This is a genomic window from Bacillus australimaris, from assembly GCF_001307105.1.
GTDB classification, from domain to species: domain Bacteria; phylum Bacillota; class Bacilli; order Bacillales; family Bacillaceae; genus Bacillus; species Bacillus australimaris.
This window is the reverse complement of record NZ_LGYN01000001.1, coordinates 798066-813803: the sequence shown is the minus strand read 5'-3', so window position 1 is coordinate 813803 and position 15738 is coordinate 798066. Positions and strand designations below refer to the sequence as shown.

Here is a 15738-nt window from a genome sequence, read left to right as displayed (position 1 = left end):
CGCTTTGTTAAATTTGTCATCATAGTTTGTCCTCCATTAGAATAGAGTAAGTAAGGAGACTTTTCTTTAGAAAAAGAAGGAATCAATTGCTGATAATTCATAAAATGACAAAAATAGTTAATATGGATTAGGCGAAAATGATTCCAATGCATCAAGATTGTTTTTGGGTCATTCACATATAATGGAAGAAACAAGCTTTTTTTCTTCGTTAGAGAGAATAGACCTTTTACATGGATTATGACGGAACAGCAGAATGGCATTACAGGGGGCTGGACAGCCTGAAGTCGCTTTACTATTCTAAGGGCTTTAGGAAGGTGATGAAAATGCTGCAACAAGTCATTATTGCTTGCGCCATTGGAGGGGTCATGGGCATTCTCGGTCACGTAAAGAAAAAAGGCAGGCTAGAGAAGCCCAGAATGACAAAAAAGTTTATTTATTTAGGGTTTATTGAAGATTGGCTCGTTGGGATGATTGCCGCTACACTGCTTGTCTTATCCTCAAATCCCGATTCTAGTCTGCACTTGATCATCTTATCAATTATTTCAGGTTACGGAGGAGAAGCAGTTCTGCGAAGCTTCGATTTTGTGAGAGAGCAGCGTTCACAGGATGCAGACTCCAGCCGTCATAACCGATCTCCACACGAATAATATCCTCTACTTTACCCTAGTCTAGGGTACATTCCCATTGTATACAAACCTGCTTGCACTTATGATCATAATTCTATAAAATACTACTTAGATGACGGTTACGATAAGAACAGTGAAGAGGAGTAGTAGGAAAGCAGTATTTGTCTTTAGAGAATTGACGGCTGGTGAAAGTCAATCAAATCTGCTTCTGAACTCGCCTCAGAGTTGCAGTTGCGTTAAAGCTTCTGTCGCATGTCTGCGTTAAAGATATTAAGTGAGCGTACGAACAGAATGTTACGCTAACAAGGGTGGTACCGCGGGAACCAAAAAATCTCTCGTCCCTTTCCAGGGATGAGGGTTTTTTGTTGATTTTAGAAAAATCTGAATTCTTGCAGTGGTCATCTAAGCAGATAAAGCCGTACATATTAAAGGAGGTTTTCACATTGAGTTTTCAGCATCGGGAAATTGAAAAGAAGTGGCAGGATTATTGGCTGACACATAAAACATTCGCCACATCTGACTCGGAAGATAAACCGAAGTTTTATGCGCTGGATATGTTTCCATATCCATCAGGAGCAGGGCTTCATGTCGGACACCCTGAGGGATACACAGCAACGGATATTTTATCACGCATGAAACGTATGCAAGGATATGATGTTCTTCATCCAATGGGATGGGATGCATTTGGTCTTCCAGCAGAACAGTATGCACTGGATACAGGAAATGACCCGGCGGCCTTTACAGAAGAGAACATCAATAACTTCCGCCGCCAAATTCAATCACTAGGGTTTTCGTATGATTGGGATCGAGAAATCAACACGACAGATCCGAATTATTACAAGTGGACACAATGGATTTTCTTGAAATTGTACGAAAAAGGATTAGCCTATATCGACGAAGTACCAGTGAACTGGTGCCCAGCACTTGGCACAGTCCTTGCAAATGAAGAAGTCATTGATGGAAAAAGTGAACGCGGAGGGCATCCAGTTGAAAGACGTCCTATGAAGCAATGGATGCTCAAGATTACGGCATATGCGGACAGGCTGTTAGAAGATTTAGAGGACATTGATTGGCCTGAAAGCATTAAAGATATGCAGCGTAACTGGATCGGACGCTCTGAAGGTGCGCATGTTCATTTTGAAGTAGAAGGACATAACGAACAGTTTACGGTTTTTACAACGCGTCCTGATACACTATTTGGTGCAACTTATGCGGTGCTTGCACCAGAACATGCACTTGTTGAAAAAATTACATCACCTGCTCAAAAAGAAGCAGTCGAAGCATATATCAAAGAAATTCAATCGAAGAGTGATTTAGAGCGGACAGATCTTGCCAAAACAAAAACGGGTATTTTCACAGGCGCGTATGCCATCAATCCGTTAAATGGTGAAAAGATGCCGATCTGGATTGCAGATTACGTGTTAGCCACTTATGGAACAGGGGCGATTATGGCCGTACCTGCTCATGATGAACGTGACTATGAATTCGCCAAAACATTTGATCTTCCAATCAAAGAAGTTGTAGAAGGCGGAGACATTGAAAAAGAAGCTTACACAGGTGATGGGAAGCACATCAACTCTGAATTCCTCAATGGTTTAGGAAAAGAAGAAGCGATTGAAAAAGCGATTGCTTGGCTTGAAGAGCATCAAAAAGGTGAAAAGAAAGTCACATATCGTTTAAGAGACTGGCTATTTAGCCGTCAGCGCTACTGGGGTGAGCCAATTCCAATCATTCATTGGGAGGACGGAACATCTTCAGCGGTTTCAGAGGAAGAGCTTCCATTGATCCTGCCTAAGACGACGGAAATTAAACCAAGTGGCACAGGTGAATCACCATTAGCCAACATCAAAGACTGGGTTGAGGTTGTAGATCCTGTAACAGGTAAAAAAGGCCGCCGTGAAACGAATACAATGCCGCAATGGGCAGGTAGCTGCTGGTATTTCTTACGTTATATTGATCCACATAACTCAGAAGAGCTTGCATCTCCTGAGAAGCTGAAGAAATGGCTTCCAGTTGATGTGTATATCGGTGGAGCAGAACATGCTGTACTGCATCTTCTATATGCACGCTTCTGGCATAAGTTCTTATATGATATCGGTGTTGTCCCAACTAAAGAACCATTCATGAAATTGTTCAACCAAGGAATGATCCTAGGAGAAAACAATGAAAAAATGAGTAAATCCAAAGGGAACGTTGTCAACCCAGATGATATCGTAGAATCTCATGGTGCGGATACATTACGTCTTTATGAAATGTTCATGGGTCCTTTAGATGCGTCAATTGCTTGGTCTGAAACAGGACTTGATGGCGCTCGTCGTTTCCTTGATCGTGTATGGCGTCTATTTACAAATGAAGATGGCTCAATCAGTGCTAAAGTGACGGAGCAGTCTGGCGGCACATTAGAACGCAGTTATCATGAAACAGTAATGAAGGTAACGGATCATTATGAGGGCTTGCGTTTCAATACAGGAATTTCACAATTAATGGTGTTTATCAACGATGCTTACAAGGCGGATACACTGCCGAAAGAATATGCAGAAGGCTTTGTGAAACTTCTTTCTCCAATTGCACCGCATTTAGCGGAAGAGCTTTGGAATAAACTTGGTCATGAAGGATCTATTTCTTATGAAGCATGGCCGCAATATGATGAGTCAAAGCTTGTCGACGATGAAGTAGAAATTGTCGTACAGCTTAATGGTAAAGTGAAAGCAAAATTAACCGTTCCTGCTGATGCAACAAGGGAGCAGTTAGAAGAGCTTGCGAAAAATGATGCACGAATAAAAGAACAGCTGGAAGGGAAAACCATTCGTAAAGTGATTGCGGTTCCTGGGAAGCTTGTCAATATTGTTGCGAACTAATGATGACACCCATCGGTATTTAACCGGTGGGTGTTCTTTATTTCCCGGGACATAATTTTGTCGAAAACAAGGTGATTCTCTCATCGATCTCGTATTTTAACAGGTGATCAAAAAAATGAGGAGTGACGTCGATGGAAAAGGAAAGCAAACGTGAACAACTGCTCAGTCTGTTAGGAGAAATGCCAGAACGTCATCGCGTAGAGGCTTATACGATAAAAATTGAAGAACGTGAATCCTATGTAGTTGAAACACTCATTCTTTCCATGAATGGTGTAGAGGAAGTTCCTGCTTATTTCGTGAAACCGAAGGATATGGTGAAAAAAAGACCTGTTGTGTTGTTCCAGCACTCTCACGGCGGGAATTACATCGATGGGAAAGAAGAGTTGTTAAAGGGTGCTCATTATTTGCAAGCGCCTTCATATGCAAAAGAATTTACATCAAAAGGATATAGTGTACTGGCTATTGATCATGCAGGGTTTGGTGAAAGAAGGGGCAGAACAGAAAGTGAAATTTTTAAGGAAATGCTTTTAACAGGAAAAGTGATGTGGGGTATGATGCTGTATGAAAGTATGTGCGCGATCGATTATTTGCTGTCTCGTTCTGATGTGCTTCCAGACCGATTAGCTGTCTTTGGAATGTCAATGGGGGGTCTCCTTTCCTGGTGGACGGCTGCGCTTGATGAGAGAGTCAGTGTGTGTATTGATCTTTGCGCACAGGTGGATCATCACACATTAATTGAAACGAACAATTTGGACAGGCATGGCTTTTATTACTATGTACCGAGCTTGGCGAAGCATTTTACAGCATCCGATATTCAGGAAATGATTTTTCCAAGACCGCATTTAAGCTTAGTTGGAAAACTTGATCAGCTGACGCCTGCTGAAGGCGTCGGAAGGATTCAAAAGAGATTGAGTCAAACCTATCAAACTGCTTCATTAAAAGAACGATATCAGCTTGCCCATCTTCATGCGGGTCATTTTGAAACAGCCGCTATGCGTCACGAGGCCACACGATTTTTGAAAAAATGGCTGTAAGCATTGAAAGCTTGGATATACTACATCAAAAGAAAGGAGGAGCCGGATGAAAAAAATCACCATCATTGGCGGATGCGGTGTGATTGGACGTGTGTTAACAAAAGCGCTCTCTTCTGAGTATGACATCATCATGATTGATCAAACGAGCTGTGAAGAAGGTGTCATTTTAGCAGATGCAGCGAATGAACAGAAATTATATGAGGTGATTCCACGAGATACAGATGTTATTATGCACCTTCTAAACATGGATATGACGCATGATGTGATGGATCATCAAGAATTTGCAAACATGAATGATATTTTTTGGAGGAGTACCTATTATATGTTTCGCTCAGCCGCACGTCTTGGCATACCAAAAGTCATTTTTGCAAGCAGCAACCATGTGACCGATCGTTATGAAATGGATGGCCGCTCCTTACTTGGGCGACAGATTACCACTGATGATGTGCCTGCGACTAAAAATGTCTATGGCATTTTAAAATTTGCTTCCGAACAGCTAGGGCGTTTGTTTCACGATCAAACGGGATTGTCTGTCATCAATTTACGGATTGGAACGGTTGTGACAGATGAGATGAAGGCATTACACAAAAAACAAAGAACGAAAAGAACATTGCTATCACATGAAGATCTTGTAGGGATGACAAAGGCGGCGATTGAAACGGACATTTCTTTTGGGACATATTATGCCGTATCAGAAAATATAGAAAAGCCGTGGTCTACTGAGAAAACGAAGCAGGAGTTGGGCTACGAACCAGATGTCAACACGACAGAAATCCTAGAAGAAAATGATCAGACATAGGGCATAATCATGTCATGAGCTAATGATCCTATTCTTTTGTTTCATGAGCATAAAAGCACGGCTGACATGATCCCTTCAGTTGGTCTGTCAAGATGATTATAGACGCTTTCTTCCCTCGTTTGTTACATTTTAATCACGATATCGTCACAGGCTGCAGCTTATTTTCAGACGAAATGATAACGCTTTCATAAGAGAGGGTGTGATGAACATAGATCGTTCTATTAAAGGCCGATTGTTCAGTTTATTTAATTACTCTTTTCTACTCATGTTCGCATTAATATGTGTGCTTCCGTTCATCCATGTCATTGCTGCCTCTTTTGCCACAGTAGAAGAGGTCATCACGAAGAAGTTTATCTTATTTCCAACGACGTTTTCTCTAGAGGCTTATCGATATATTTTTTCTACAGATATTGTGTATCGCAGCCTCATTGTGTCCATTCTTGTGACGCTTGTTGGAACAGCTGTCAGCATGTTTTTGTCCTCACTTATGGCATACGGGCTGTCTCGTCAGGAGTTAAAAGGCCGGAGAACATTGATGTTTCTTGTTGTTTTCACCATGCTGTTTAGCGGAGGGATGATTCCGACGTTTATTGTGGTGAAAACACTAGGTTTGCTTGATACCTATTGGTCACTTATTCTACCGGTTGCCATCAATGCATTCAATTTGATCATATTGAAAAACTTCTTTCAAAACATACCGGCAAGTCTTGAGGAGTCTGCGAAGATGGATGGCTGTAACGATTTAGGGATTTTCTTTAAAATTGTGCTGCCACTTTCTTTGCCAGCCATTGCGACCATTTCACTTTTTTATGCAGTGACGTATTGGAATACGTACATGACCGCCATTCTGTATTTAAATGATTCAGTAAAATGGCCGATTCAGGTGCTGCTAAGGCAGATCGTCATTGTCTCAAGCGGAATGCAGGGAGATATGTCGGATATGGGCTCATCCACACCACCACCAGACCAGACAATTAAAATGGCAGTTATTGTTGTGGCAACCATTCCGGTTCTGCTTGTCTATCCATTTATTCAAAAGCATTTCAACAAAGGGGCATTACTAGGTTCTGTAAAGGGTTAAAAAGATGGAACAACGGAGGGATCTTATGGGGAGAAAGAAATTATGGCTGATTGCGTTCGTCCTGTTATTTGCAGCAAGCGGTATTTTGTCAGCATGTTCAAGTAAAGGAGCAAATTCATCAGATGAGAAGGTTGATTTAGACAAAAAGGTGAAGCTGACATGGATGGCCATTTTATATCATCAGCAGCCGCCGAAAGATTCAGTTTTAAAAGAGATTGAGAAGCTCACAAATACAGAGCTTGATATTACGTGGGTACCGGATGCTGTGAAGGAAGATCGTTTAAATTCCGCACTTGCCGCAGGGAATCTCCCGCAAATTGTGACGATTCAAGACATTAAAAATTCGTCTGCCATTAACGCGTTCAGATCAGGCATGTTCTGGGAAGTCGGTCCGTATTTAAAGGATTATCCAAATTTAAGTAAGATGAACGAACTGATTAATAAAAACGCCTCTATAGACGGCAAGCTTTATGGTATCTATAGAGAAAGACCACTTTCAAGACAAGGGATTGTCATTCGAAAGGATTGGCTTGAAAATTTAAATTTGGATACACCAAAAACATTGGATGATCTGTATGAAGTAGCCAAAGCCTTTACTGAGAAAGACCCGAATCAAAACGGAAAGGCCGATACAATTGGCTTTACGGATCGAAACGATTTGATTTATGGGGCATTTAAAACACTTGGTTCATATGAAGGCATGCCAACAGACTGGAAAGAAGAAAACGGGAAATTCACGCCTGATTTTATGACAGATGAGTACATGAATACAATGAAATACATGAAAAAGCTGCGTGACAATGGCTTTATCAATAAAGATTTCCCTGTGACAAGCAAAACACAGCAGCAGGAATTATTCTCACAAGGAAAAGCAGGCATCTATGTTGGAAATATGGTTGATGCGGTGAACTTGAGAGATGATGCAACAGATAAAAACATGGAAGTAGATATCATCAACCGAATCAAAGGCCCAGATGGCAAAGAACGTGTATGGGCATCTGGTGGTCATAATGGAATCTTCGCATTCCCTAAAACAAGTGTGAAATCTGAGGCAGAATTAAAGCGGATTTTGGCCTTCTTTGACCGTATTGCCGAAGAGGATGTATATGGGCTCATGACGTACGGTATCGATGGCAAGCATTATAAGAAGGAAGAAGGAAATACGTTTGTTAGGGAAGAAAGCCAAGTGAAAAGCTGGCAGACAGATGTACAGCCGCTCGTTAGTCTTGTGGGCATTGATAAACGTTACTTGAAAAATAAAGGAGATGCGGTTCGTACAAAATATGAAGAACTAGAAGAAGACAATAAAGATATCATTGTCGCCAATCCTGCCGAAAGCCTGTATTCGGCAACAGCATCAGAGCGAGGAAACGAATTGAAAAAAATCATCGATGATGCGACGTATAAATTCATTCTTGGAGACATAAGTGAAGAACAATTTAAGAAAGATGTAGAGAAGTGGAAATCAAATGGTGGAAATAAAATCATTGAAGAATACGAAGCTTCCTTTAAAAAATCAAAATGATCAATGAAAACACCCCCGCGCAGCAAAAAGCGGAGGTGTTTTTGATTAAAAGTCGAAGTTGTCTGGATCTGGACCGATACGTTTGTTTTCATTTAAATCAGAAAGTCGCTTCATATCCTCTTCAGATAAAACAAAATCAAAAATATCAGCGTTTTCCTTTAAACGATGTGGTTTCGTCGATTTTGGGATGGTGATGACACCTTTTTGCACATCCCAGCGCAAAATAATTTGAGCAGGTGTTTGACCGTATGTGTTTGCCAGCTCTGTAATCAGCGGGTGATGCAGCAGTTCACCTTGCATCAGCGGTGACCAAGCTTCCATTTGAATGCCATGTGTGTTCAAATACGTATAGAGTGTTTCCTGCGTAAGCTTTGGATGAAACTCTACTTGATTGATAGCTGGTATGACGTCTGCATCTTTTAATAGCTCGTCTAGATGATGCGGCTGGAAGTTGCTCACACCGATCGCTCTGACTTTTCCTTCACGATACAAGGTTTCAAGTGCACGCCATGCTTCCTTATATTTTCCTTCAACAGGCCAATGGATTAAATACAGATCAAGGTAGTCAAGCTGAAGTTTTTTCAAACTTTCTTCGTATGCCTTTAGTGTGGATTCATAGCCTAAATCGGCATTCCACACCTTTGATGTTACAAAGATATCCTCGCGGCTTAGTCCTGTTTCTGCTAAACCAAGCTGGATGCCTCGGCCAACACCTTCCTCATTGCCATAAATAGATGCTGTATCAATACTGCGATAGCCTAATTGAATGGCTGTTTTGACTGCATCAATTAATTCTGCTCCATCTTCTACCTGGAATACACCAAGGCCAAAGCCTGGCATGCGGACTCCATTGTTTAATGTTTTTGTACTTTGTAAATGTTCCATAATAAAAACTCCTTTAGATGGTTTGTGTTTGTTCTTTTTGTTCCATTTGATAACTGATCATTGTAAGAATCGCTGCGATGAGGACCATGATGCCCCCGACCCAGCCTGTATGCACAAGCCCAAGTGTATCTGTGACGACGCCGCCTAAATATGAGCCGATGGCGATACCGGCATTAAAGGCAGCGATATTCATAGCTGATGCGACGTCGACTGCTCCGGGGGTATATCTTTCGGCAAAATCAACGACGGCTACTTGCAATCCTGGTACATTCATGAAAGCAAACAGCCCCATCAGCATGACGGTTCCAATGCCTAACACTGTGAATCCAGCAGTGAAGCTAAGAATAAACAAGATGATGCTTTGGATGATAAACATATAAATCAGTGCTTTTATCGGCTGCCCATTAGCAGCTTTTCCTCCAATGACATTACCGGCTGCAATCGTGATTCCATATAAAAGCAGGATCAAGGCGACCGCTTCAGGTGCAAGCCCTGTCACATGCTGCAAAAGAGGAGATAAATACGTGAAGACAACAAAGGTTCCTCCATATCCTGTTGCTGTAATAACAAATAAGAGCAGGATTCTTTTTGTTTTTAATAGGACAGCTTGATCCTTAAATGATGTTTTCACGCCCTGCTTTAATTGAGATGGCACAAGAAAATAGTTAGATATCAGAGCGATCAGTCCAATCACAACAATCACACCAAATGACGTCCGCCAGCCGAACTCATGGCCAAGAAATGTTCCGAATGGCACGCCTGTCACAGTCGCGACGGTTAAACCAGTGAACATAAAGGCGATGGCGCTTGCCCGTTTTTCTTTCACCACAAGGCTTGCAGCAATCGTAGAGCCAATGGACATGAAGATTCCATGGGATAAGGCTGAAATCACCCGTCCAATTAACAGTACGGGAAAAGTCGGGGCGATGGTGGCGAGTGTATTTCCTAGCAAAAAGACGAGCATAATGAGCAAAAGCAACGTCTTTCTGTTCATCGTTGAAGTAAGAGAAGTTAAAATAGGCGCGCCAAATGTGACACCAAGAGCATATAAAGAGACGGTCCAGCCCGCCTGGCTGACGCTTACTCCAAAGTCCTCTGAAATCATTGGTAAAAGCCCGACACTGATGAACTCAGTTGTTCCTATAGCAAAGGCACTAATCGCTAGTGCGAGAAGAGCAAAGTGGTTTTGACTATTCTTCATTCGTAAATTCACATCCTTCTGTGATGACATTTTGATAGACGATTCCGATCGGCAAGAGTTATTATCTAACATAGATGACGAAAAAAAAAGTACGTACTTTTTTGTAATATAGGTACTAAAAAGTGCCTATTCGTACAAAGAGGAGTGAACATTTGATGGAAAAGAAGAAATATAATATCTCTGTGGAAGCAACACTTGAGGTCATTGGTGGGAAGTGGAAGTGCGTGATTTTATGTCATTTGACACATGGAAAAAAACGTACGAGTGAATTGAAGCGGCTCATGCCAAACATCACACAAAAAATGCTCACGCAGCAGTTGAGAGAGCTTGAAAGTGATGGGGTCATTAACCGAATTGTCTATGAACAGGTGCCGCCTAAAGTGGAATATGAATTAAGTGAATACGGACAGTCGCTCGAAAAAATCCTCAATGCACTATGCGATTGGGGAGCAGCTCATATTGAACGTGTGTATGGAGAGCCGCTTTCAGTGCTGGAAGACAGCATCTTGAATGAACAGTTTAAATAAAAAAAGTCCCGCTTTCTTGTTTAGAGCGGGACTTTTTGTCTTATGTGCCTTTTTTCTGATCGCGGTACTTCCCAGGGGTTGTGCCTTCTAGCTTTTTAAAGGACCGGATGAAATTTTGCGGGTTTTTATACTTCAGTTTTTCTGAAATTTCTTTGACGGACATATCGGTCTCGACAAGCCAGTTTTTGGCGACATGGTGTCTGTAGGATGAGAGATATTCACTAAAGGAGATATCCATTTCCTTTCTGAAAATACTACTTAAATAATTCGGGTTGTAATGCAGTCGTGTGGCGATTTCATCCAATGTGAGATCTGAGTCGAATTCTTGATGAATGATATGAATGATTTTTTCTGAGATGTTTTTGTATTGTGAGTCTTCACGTGCAGCAAGCTGGTCAATAATTGGCCGAATGATCTCGTGTTTCAGCCATGCCTCTGTATCTTCAAAGGTTTTAAATTCGAAAATCGTATCATAGAGCATTTTGTTGTCTTCAACCTCAAATAATTCAATGCCAAGCAAATGCATCAGCTCTATTAAGTTGTTTAAAAAGCGGGCGAGGGCAATATGGTATTCGTGGGGGCCTGCATTTTTAGAGAAAATGGACTGCAGGAGCACATGTAAATAGTGATCCGCCTTGCCTTGATCGCCAGCTTTCACCGCATCAAATAAATCATGCTGCAGCTGCTTTGGAAAATGGGTTTTAAACGTCTTTCCTTGCTGGATATGCTCATATAGGATAATGGATTTTTTCTCTGCTTTGAGTCGGTATTTTAAGGCTTCTTTTCCTTCGATGTACGCATGTTTCGCCATTGCGAGCTCTTTAAACTGGCGGCTGATCCCGATGCTGATCGATAAACCAAGCTCTTCCTCGATACGATGCTGAATGGTTTCTGCTAATTGATTTAAGTATTCAGTAAACTCTTCATCTGATTTTGATTGATTGAGGATAATCGTCGTTTGATGCTGATTGACAACGGTTGGCTGAAGGTGCTCTTCTTTCGGAATAATTTGCTCAATCAGTCCATTGATCGCAAATAAAAGCAAGTCCGCATCCTTTTTTTCATACGGTGTTCCTTTTAATGTATCGATTTGAGTCACTAGCATGGCTAAATGTGACCAGCCTTGAGGAAAGCCTAAGCTTTGAAAACGGTTGTTAATTTCTTCTTCTGTCAGCTTTCCAAGCAGCAGCCGTACCATAAAGTATTGCTGTAAGTGTGTCACTTGCTGCTCAATACGTTCCTCTAAATCATGGTTTTGATCTTTCATTTGTTTAATACTCGATTCGATTAACTCAAATTCATTTTGAAAAGGCTGCTTTTGCAAAAAAGATTCATTGCGTGCAAAGGACTCGTATAATAAGCGGATGGGCTTATAAAAGTGTCTAGAACCAAACCATGAAAACAGTAATGAAAGCGCTAACAAAATAGCGCAGATAATAAAGGTAATCCACCCAATTGATTTCGTTTGCTGCTTGAGTTCTGGAATGGAAACAAAGGAGAGGTACGTCCATTCGTTATAATCTGATTTTTGAAATGTGATTTGATAGTTTAGTTCGTCGATCTTCATGTCAAACTGCCCTGATCGTTTTTCTAGTGAGAGCACATGTTTGACGAAACCTTGATTATTTAGCGATTCACCAATTTGTTCTTTGCGATTATGTAGTAGCACTTTTCCGTTTGTATCAATGACCAACATACTATCAGATTGGGAGAAATCAGGCATGTTCTCAGCAATCACGCAGCTTGGAATGCTGGCGACAGCAATTCCTTTTTTTTGAACGCTGTTCATAGGCAGCTGTTTGATTAAGTTCACATTGTACTTGCAAAAGGACGTTTTTCCTTCTTTGGTCGCAACAAGTGAATTATTCTCTTCAAGTGCCCAGCTGGAGTGACTTGGAATATTGAGGTAAGAGGTTAACGCTTTTTCTTGTTCTCCGTTTGTAACATGATAAAGTCCCGAATTGTTCATGTACCAGTCTTCCATTTTACTGACGAGTGTAATGTTGGAAAGATCGGTGTCAAAGGTTTGCAGGTAGTTCAGTTCCTGCTGTACTTGATTATAAAGCTGGAATTGGTCTGGATTTAAAGGTTCTGCCAGTGTTTGAAGGAGAGGCGGCGAACTGACATAGTGAGTGAGAGAATGATCAACGGTCTTTAAAATATGCTCAATTGTGGATTGTGTTTGTTTGACGCTGTCCAGCTTTTCATTTGAGATATTTTCAAGAGCTGTTTTTTGGGAATGCTGATAAGAAAAAATACCGACAATGATAACAGGAATCGTACTAAGCATGAAAAAAAACGTCACAAGCTTATAATAAAATTTATACTGCCTTCTTTTCATAAAACCCCCCATTTCAAACGAAACAATCTTTTCCCCTTAATTTATTAATCCAAAAATCTGGTAGGTTTGTCAATAATCATTTTCTGAGATTAGGATCATTTTCTTATGTTTTATGTAACGTTTTGAGTAGCTTCACCTATGAAAATATGATCTGATGATATGATTGTAGACGGATTTTTCATCCTTAAGATACAGTTAACACATGCATCAGCATGAGGGGAGGCTTTATTCATGAAAACAGAGGATGTCACTGCCAAGGGTGTGCCTGCGGCAGCTTTGAAGAAAGAAAAAAGAAAGCGCTTACTTAATCAATTGCTTAGTCAAAAATTTTTGTATTTAATGATCTTGCCGGGGCTCATTTATTTTCTTGTCTTTAAATATGTGCCAATGTGGGGGCTGATCATTGCCTTTCAAGATTACCAGCCGTTTCTCGGCATTCTTGGCAGTGAGTGGGTGGGCTTCAAACACTTTATTCGCTTGTTTACAGAACCAACATTTTTCATCTTATTAAAAAATACGCTGATTTTATTTGCCATGAATGTGGTGATTTTCTTCCCAATTCCTATTTTGTTAGCCCTTCTTTTAAATGAAGTGAGATTGGCATTGTTTAAGAAGTTTGTACAGACGATGATTTATATCCCTCACTTTATGTCATGGGTCATTGTTGTGTCCTTATCTTTTGTTTTGTTAACGGTGGATGGCGGGTTAATCAATGAATTGATTGCTTTCTTTGGAGGGGAAAAGATTAACTTCCTCCTTAGTCAGGAATGGTTTAGACCAATGTACATTTTACAGGTGATCTGGCGGGAAGCAGGCTGGTCGACGATCATTTACCTTGCGGCGATTACAGCAGTAGATCCGCAGCTATATGAAGCAGCGAAAATGGATGGAGCGGGCAGACTGAGACAAATGTGGCATATCACTCTTCCTGCGATTAAAAGTGTCATTGTTGTTCTGCTTATTTTAAAAATTGGTGATACGCTCGAGCTTGGCTTTGAGCATGTCTATCTATTACTGAACGCAACGAACAGGGAAGTGGCAGAGATTTTTGATACGTATGTCTATACAGCTGGTCTTAAGCAGGGACAATTCAGCTATAGTACCGCTGTTGGTTTATTTAAAGCAGCTGTTGGCCTTATTTTGGTCATGATGGCGAACCGTTTAGCGAAGAAATTCGGGGAAGAAGGTATTTATTAAAAAGGGAGATGAAGAACAATGACATTATCGATTGAAAAAGGATCACCGCTTGAGCATGCAGAGAAATTAGCACAAACCATAATAAAAGCGCATACACCTATTGAGCTGCCGCCAGCTGGAAGATGGCATTATCATCAAGGCGTTTTTCTTTGCGGCGTTTTGAAGCTATATGAAGCAACGAGGAACGAGGCGTATTTCGATTATGTGAAAAACTATGCGGACTCACTCATTGATGAGTACGGAAATTTCTTATTTCGCAGGGATGAGCTTGATGCGATTCAAGCAGGACTTATTTTATTCCCTCTTTATGAAAGAACGGGAGAGCAGCGATATGTGCTGGCAGCGGATAAACTGCGCGGGCTTTATCGCACATTGAACCGTACGTCTGAGGGAGGATTTTGGCATAAAGACAATTATGCCTATCAAATGTGGCTGGATGGTCTTTATATGGGCGGGCCTTTTGCTTTAAAGTATGCTCGGCTTAAAGGTGAAAAGTCACTCGTGGAAATGGTCATTCATCAAGAGCATCTCATGAGAAAGCATACGAAGGATGAACAAACAGGTTTGTATTATCACGCGTGGGATGAACGAAAAGTGATGCCATGGGCTGATCAAAAGACAGGCTGTTCCCCGGAGTTTTGGGCAAGATCGTTTGGCTGGTATGTCCTTGCATTAGCCGATATGATCGAGGATCTGCCAGAGGGACATGAAGGACAGAAGGTGTGGAAGGATACTTTGACAGATATGCTGGAAAGTGTGGCAAAGTATCAGGATGATGAAACTGGGCTCTGGCATCAAATCATTGATAAAGGCAAGAATAGCGACAATTGGCTTGAAAGCTCAGGGTCATGCCTATTCATATACGCCATGGCAAAAGCCATGAATGAAGGATATGTGAGTCTCCGTTATGTTGATCATGTGGTCAAAGCATATCAAGGTTTAATCCAGCATAAGACGGCTGAGAAAGAAAATGGTGATTTTACCATCAATGATATTTGTATCGGAACATCTGCAGGATTTTATGATTATTACGTTGGAAGAGAGCGGAGCACAAATGACTTGCACGGGGCAGGCGCTTTTATTATGGCGTTAACTGAGCTAGAAAAGCTGTCTGTTTTTCAAAAGGCATGAAGAGGAAAAAAAGAGCCGCTGTATGGCTCATCAGTTTCATTGCTGCCGTTTGTTTATCTGCCTGTCAGGAGAAAACAAACGGGATCGATGTCCTGATTTTTTCTGATATGTCAAAAGGGATGAAAGATCAATTAGTGGAGAAGGCCTTTCAGCCGGAAAAAGCGGCTTATAACGTCCACATCTTTCCGGCGATTCCTGAAAAGCTTCTTGTTGAAATTACGTCAAAAGAGGGAGACGTGATGCTTGTCCCAGAAGAAATGTTTAGAACGTATGATGATCCTGAAAGCTTTCAGCTGCTCGAAGAAATGAGAATAGGTGAGCAAGCAGCAGGACCATATACGGTCGAGGACAAAAAGACAGGGGAAACGGTCGATTATGCAGTACAAATCAATAAAGGAACGAAAAAGCTCAACGGCTATACCTTTCGATTACACCGAGATATGGTCGCTTTCATTCCTGTGTATGCTGACAAGTCGAAAGAGGCGCTCTCTCTCATGAAACAGCTTCGTGAAAATCGATAGAAAATGGGGTGG

Annotated in this window: 13 protein-coding genes and 1 other annotated feature; of the genes, 10 read left to right on the top strand and 3 right to left on the bottom strand. The window is 41.3% G+C overall.

The window, feature by feature from the left end; all coding sequences use genetic code 11:
* The first annotated feature begins 317 nt into the window (after positions 1-317).
* The 6 genes from AKG37_RS04190 (at position 318) to AKG37_RS04165 (ending at position 7923) form a co-directional block, all read left to right on the top strand.
* Positions 318-647, top strand: a complete 330-nt coding sequence (locus tag AKG37_RS04190; protein ID WP_224929310.1) for a DUF4257 domain-containing protein — start codon at positions 318-320, stop codon at positions 645-647.
* Positions 648-750: 103 nt separating this feature from the next.
* Positions 751-972, top strand: a binding site (T-box leader).
* Between the two features lie 97 nt (positions 973-1069).
* Positions 1070-3484: a leucine--tRNA ligase gene (leuS, locus tag AKG37_RS04185; protein ID WP_060697688.1), complete on the top strand. Its 2415-nt coding sequence runs from the start codon at positions 1070-1072 to the stop codon at positions 3482-3484.
* A 131-nt stretch (positions 3485-3615) separates the two neighbouring features.
* Positions 3616-4518: a dienelactone hydrolase family protein gene (locus AKG37_RS04180; protein WP_060697687.1), complete on the top strand. Its 903-nt coding sequence runs from the start codon at positions 3616-3618 to the stop codon at positions 4516-4518.
* Positions 4519-4564: 46 nt separating this feature from the next.
* Positions 4565-5317, top strand: coding sequence for an NAD-dependent epimerase/dehydratase family protein (locus tag AKG37_RS04175; protein ID WP_060697686.1), 753 nt, complete (start codon positions 4565-4567; stop codon positions 5315-5317).
* A gap of 220 nt (positions 5318-5537) precedes the next feature.
* Positions 5538-6398 carry a carbohydrate ABC transporter permease gene (locus tag AKG37_RS04170; protein WP_149865067.1) on the top strand — a complete coding sequence of 287 codons (861 nt, stop codon included), beginning with the start codon at positions 5538-5540 and terminating at the stop codon, positions 6396-6398.
* A 25-nt stretch (positions 6399-6423) separates the two neighbouring features.
* Positions 6424-7923, top strand: coding sequence for an extracellular solute-binding protein (locus AKG37_RS04165; RefSeq protein ID WP_060697684.1), 1500 nt, complete (start codon positions 6424-6426; stop codon positions 7921-7923).
* 45 nt (positions 7924-7968) lie between these two features.
* On the opposite strand, the gene AKG37_RS04160 is transcribed toward AKG37_RS04165, so the two are convergent.
* Both AKG37_RS04160 and AKG37_RS04155 read right to left on the bottom strand, forming a co-directional pair.
* Entirely contained in the window at positions 7969-8808 is an 840-nt protein-coding gene (locus tag AKG37_RS04160) for an aldo/keto reductase (RefSeq protein WP_060697683.1), read from the bottom strand.
* A gap of 13 nt (positions 8809-8821) precedes the next feature.
* Positions 8822-10009, bottom strand: a complete 1188-nt coding sequence (locus AKG37_RS04155; RefSeq protein ID WP_060697682.1) for an MFS transporter — start codon at positions 10007-10009, stop codon at positions 8822-8824.
* 155 nt (positions 10010-10164) lie between these two features.
* On the opposite strand from AKG37_RS04155, the gene AKG37_RS04150 reads away from it, so the two are divergent.
* A complete protein-coding gene (locus AKG37_RS04150; RefSeq protein ID WP_060697681.1) occupies positions 10165-10536 on the top strand; it encodes a winged helix-turn-helix transcriptional regulator in 372 nt (123 codons plus the stop codon).
* A 40-nt stretch (positions 10537-10576) separates the two neighbouring features.
* Here AKG37_RS04150 and AKG37_RS04145 read toward each other — a convergent pair whose 3' ends face one another.
* Entirely contained in the window at positions 10577-12877 is a 2301-nt protein-coding gene (locus AKG37_RS04145; protein ID WP_060697680.1) for a helix-turn-helix domain-containing protein, read from the bottom strand.
* A gap of 231 nt (positions 12878-13108) precedes the next feature.
* Between AKG37_RS04145 and AKG37_RS04140 the strand changes: the two genes are divergently transcribed.
* Genes AKG37_RS04140 through AKG37_RS04130 form a run of 3 tightly spaced genes read left to right on the top strand, consistent with a single transcriptional unit; the run spans position 13109 to position 15726 of the window.
* Entirely contained in the window at positions 13109-14074 is a 966-nt protein-coding gene (locus AKG37_RS04140; RefSeq protein ID WP_060697679.1) for an ABC transporter permease, read from the top strand.
* Positions 14075-14092: 18 nt separating this feature from the next.
* Positions 14093-15205, top strand: coding sequence for a glycoside hydrolase family 88/105 protein (locus tag AKG37_RS04135; protein ID WP_060697678.1), 1113 nt, complete (start codon positions 14093-14095; stop codon positions 15203-15205).
* Positions 15202-15726, top strand: coding sequence for a hypothetical protein (locus AKG37_RS04130; protein WP_060697677.1), 525 nt, complete (start codon positions 15202-15204; stop codon positions 15724-15726). Before AKG37_RS04135 ends, AKG37_RS04130 begins: the two co-directional genes overlap by 4 nt.
* Positions 15727-15738: the final 12 nt, after the last annotated feature.

Bases quoted from the DNA above. Each gene is read 5' to 3' on its own strand.
- AKG37_RS04190 (WP_224929310.1), top strand. From the start codon at position 318: ATGAAAATGCTGCAACAAGTCATTATTGCTTGCGCCATTGGAGGGGTC.
- AKG37_RS04180 (WP_060697687.1), top strand. From the start codon at position 3,616: ATGGAAAAGGAAAGCAAACGTGAACAACTGCTCAGTCTGTTAGGAGAA.
- AKG37_RS04175 (WP_060697686.1), top strand. From the start codon at position 4,565: ATGAAAAAAATCACCATCATTGGCGGATGCGGTGTGATTGGACGTGTG.
- AKG37_RS04165 (WP_060697684.1), top strand. From the start codon at position 6,424: ATGGGGAGAAAGAAATTATGGCTGATTGCGTTCGTCCTGTTATTTGCA.
- AKG37_RS04160 (WP_060697683.1), bottom strand. From the start codon at position 8,808: ATGGAACATTTACAAAGTACAAAAACATTAAACAATGGAGTCCGCATG.
- AKG37_RS04155 (WP_060697682.1), bottom strand. From the start codon at position 10,009: ATGAAGAATAGTCAAAACCACTTTGCTCTTCTCGCACTAGCGATTAGT.
- AKG37_RS04150 (WP_060697681.1), top strand. From the start codon at position 10,165: ATGGAAAAGAAGAAATATAATATCTCTGTGGAAGCAACACTTGAGGTC.
- AKG37_RS04145 (WP_060697680.1), bottom strand. From the start codon at position 12,877: ATGAAAAGAAGGCAGTATAAATTTTATTATAAGCTTGTGACGTTTTTT.
- AKG37_RS04140 (WP_060697679.1), top strand. From the start codon at position 13,109: ATGAAAACAGAGGATGTCACTGCCAAGGGTGTGCCTGCGGCAGCTTTG.
- AKG37_RS04135 (WP_060697678.1), top strand. From the start codon at position 14,093: ATGACATTATCGATTGAAAAAGGATCACCGCTTGAGCATGCAGAGAAA.
- AKG37_RS04130 (WP_060697677.1), top strand. From the start codon at position 15,202: ATGAAGAGGAAAAAAAGAGCCGCTGTATGGCTCATCAGTTTCATTGCT.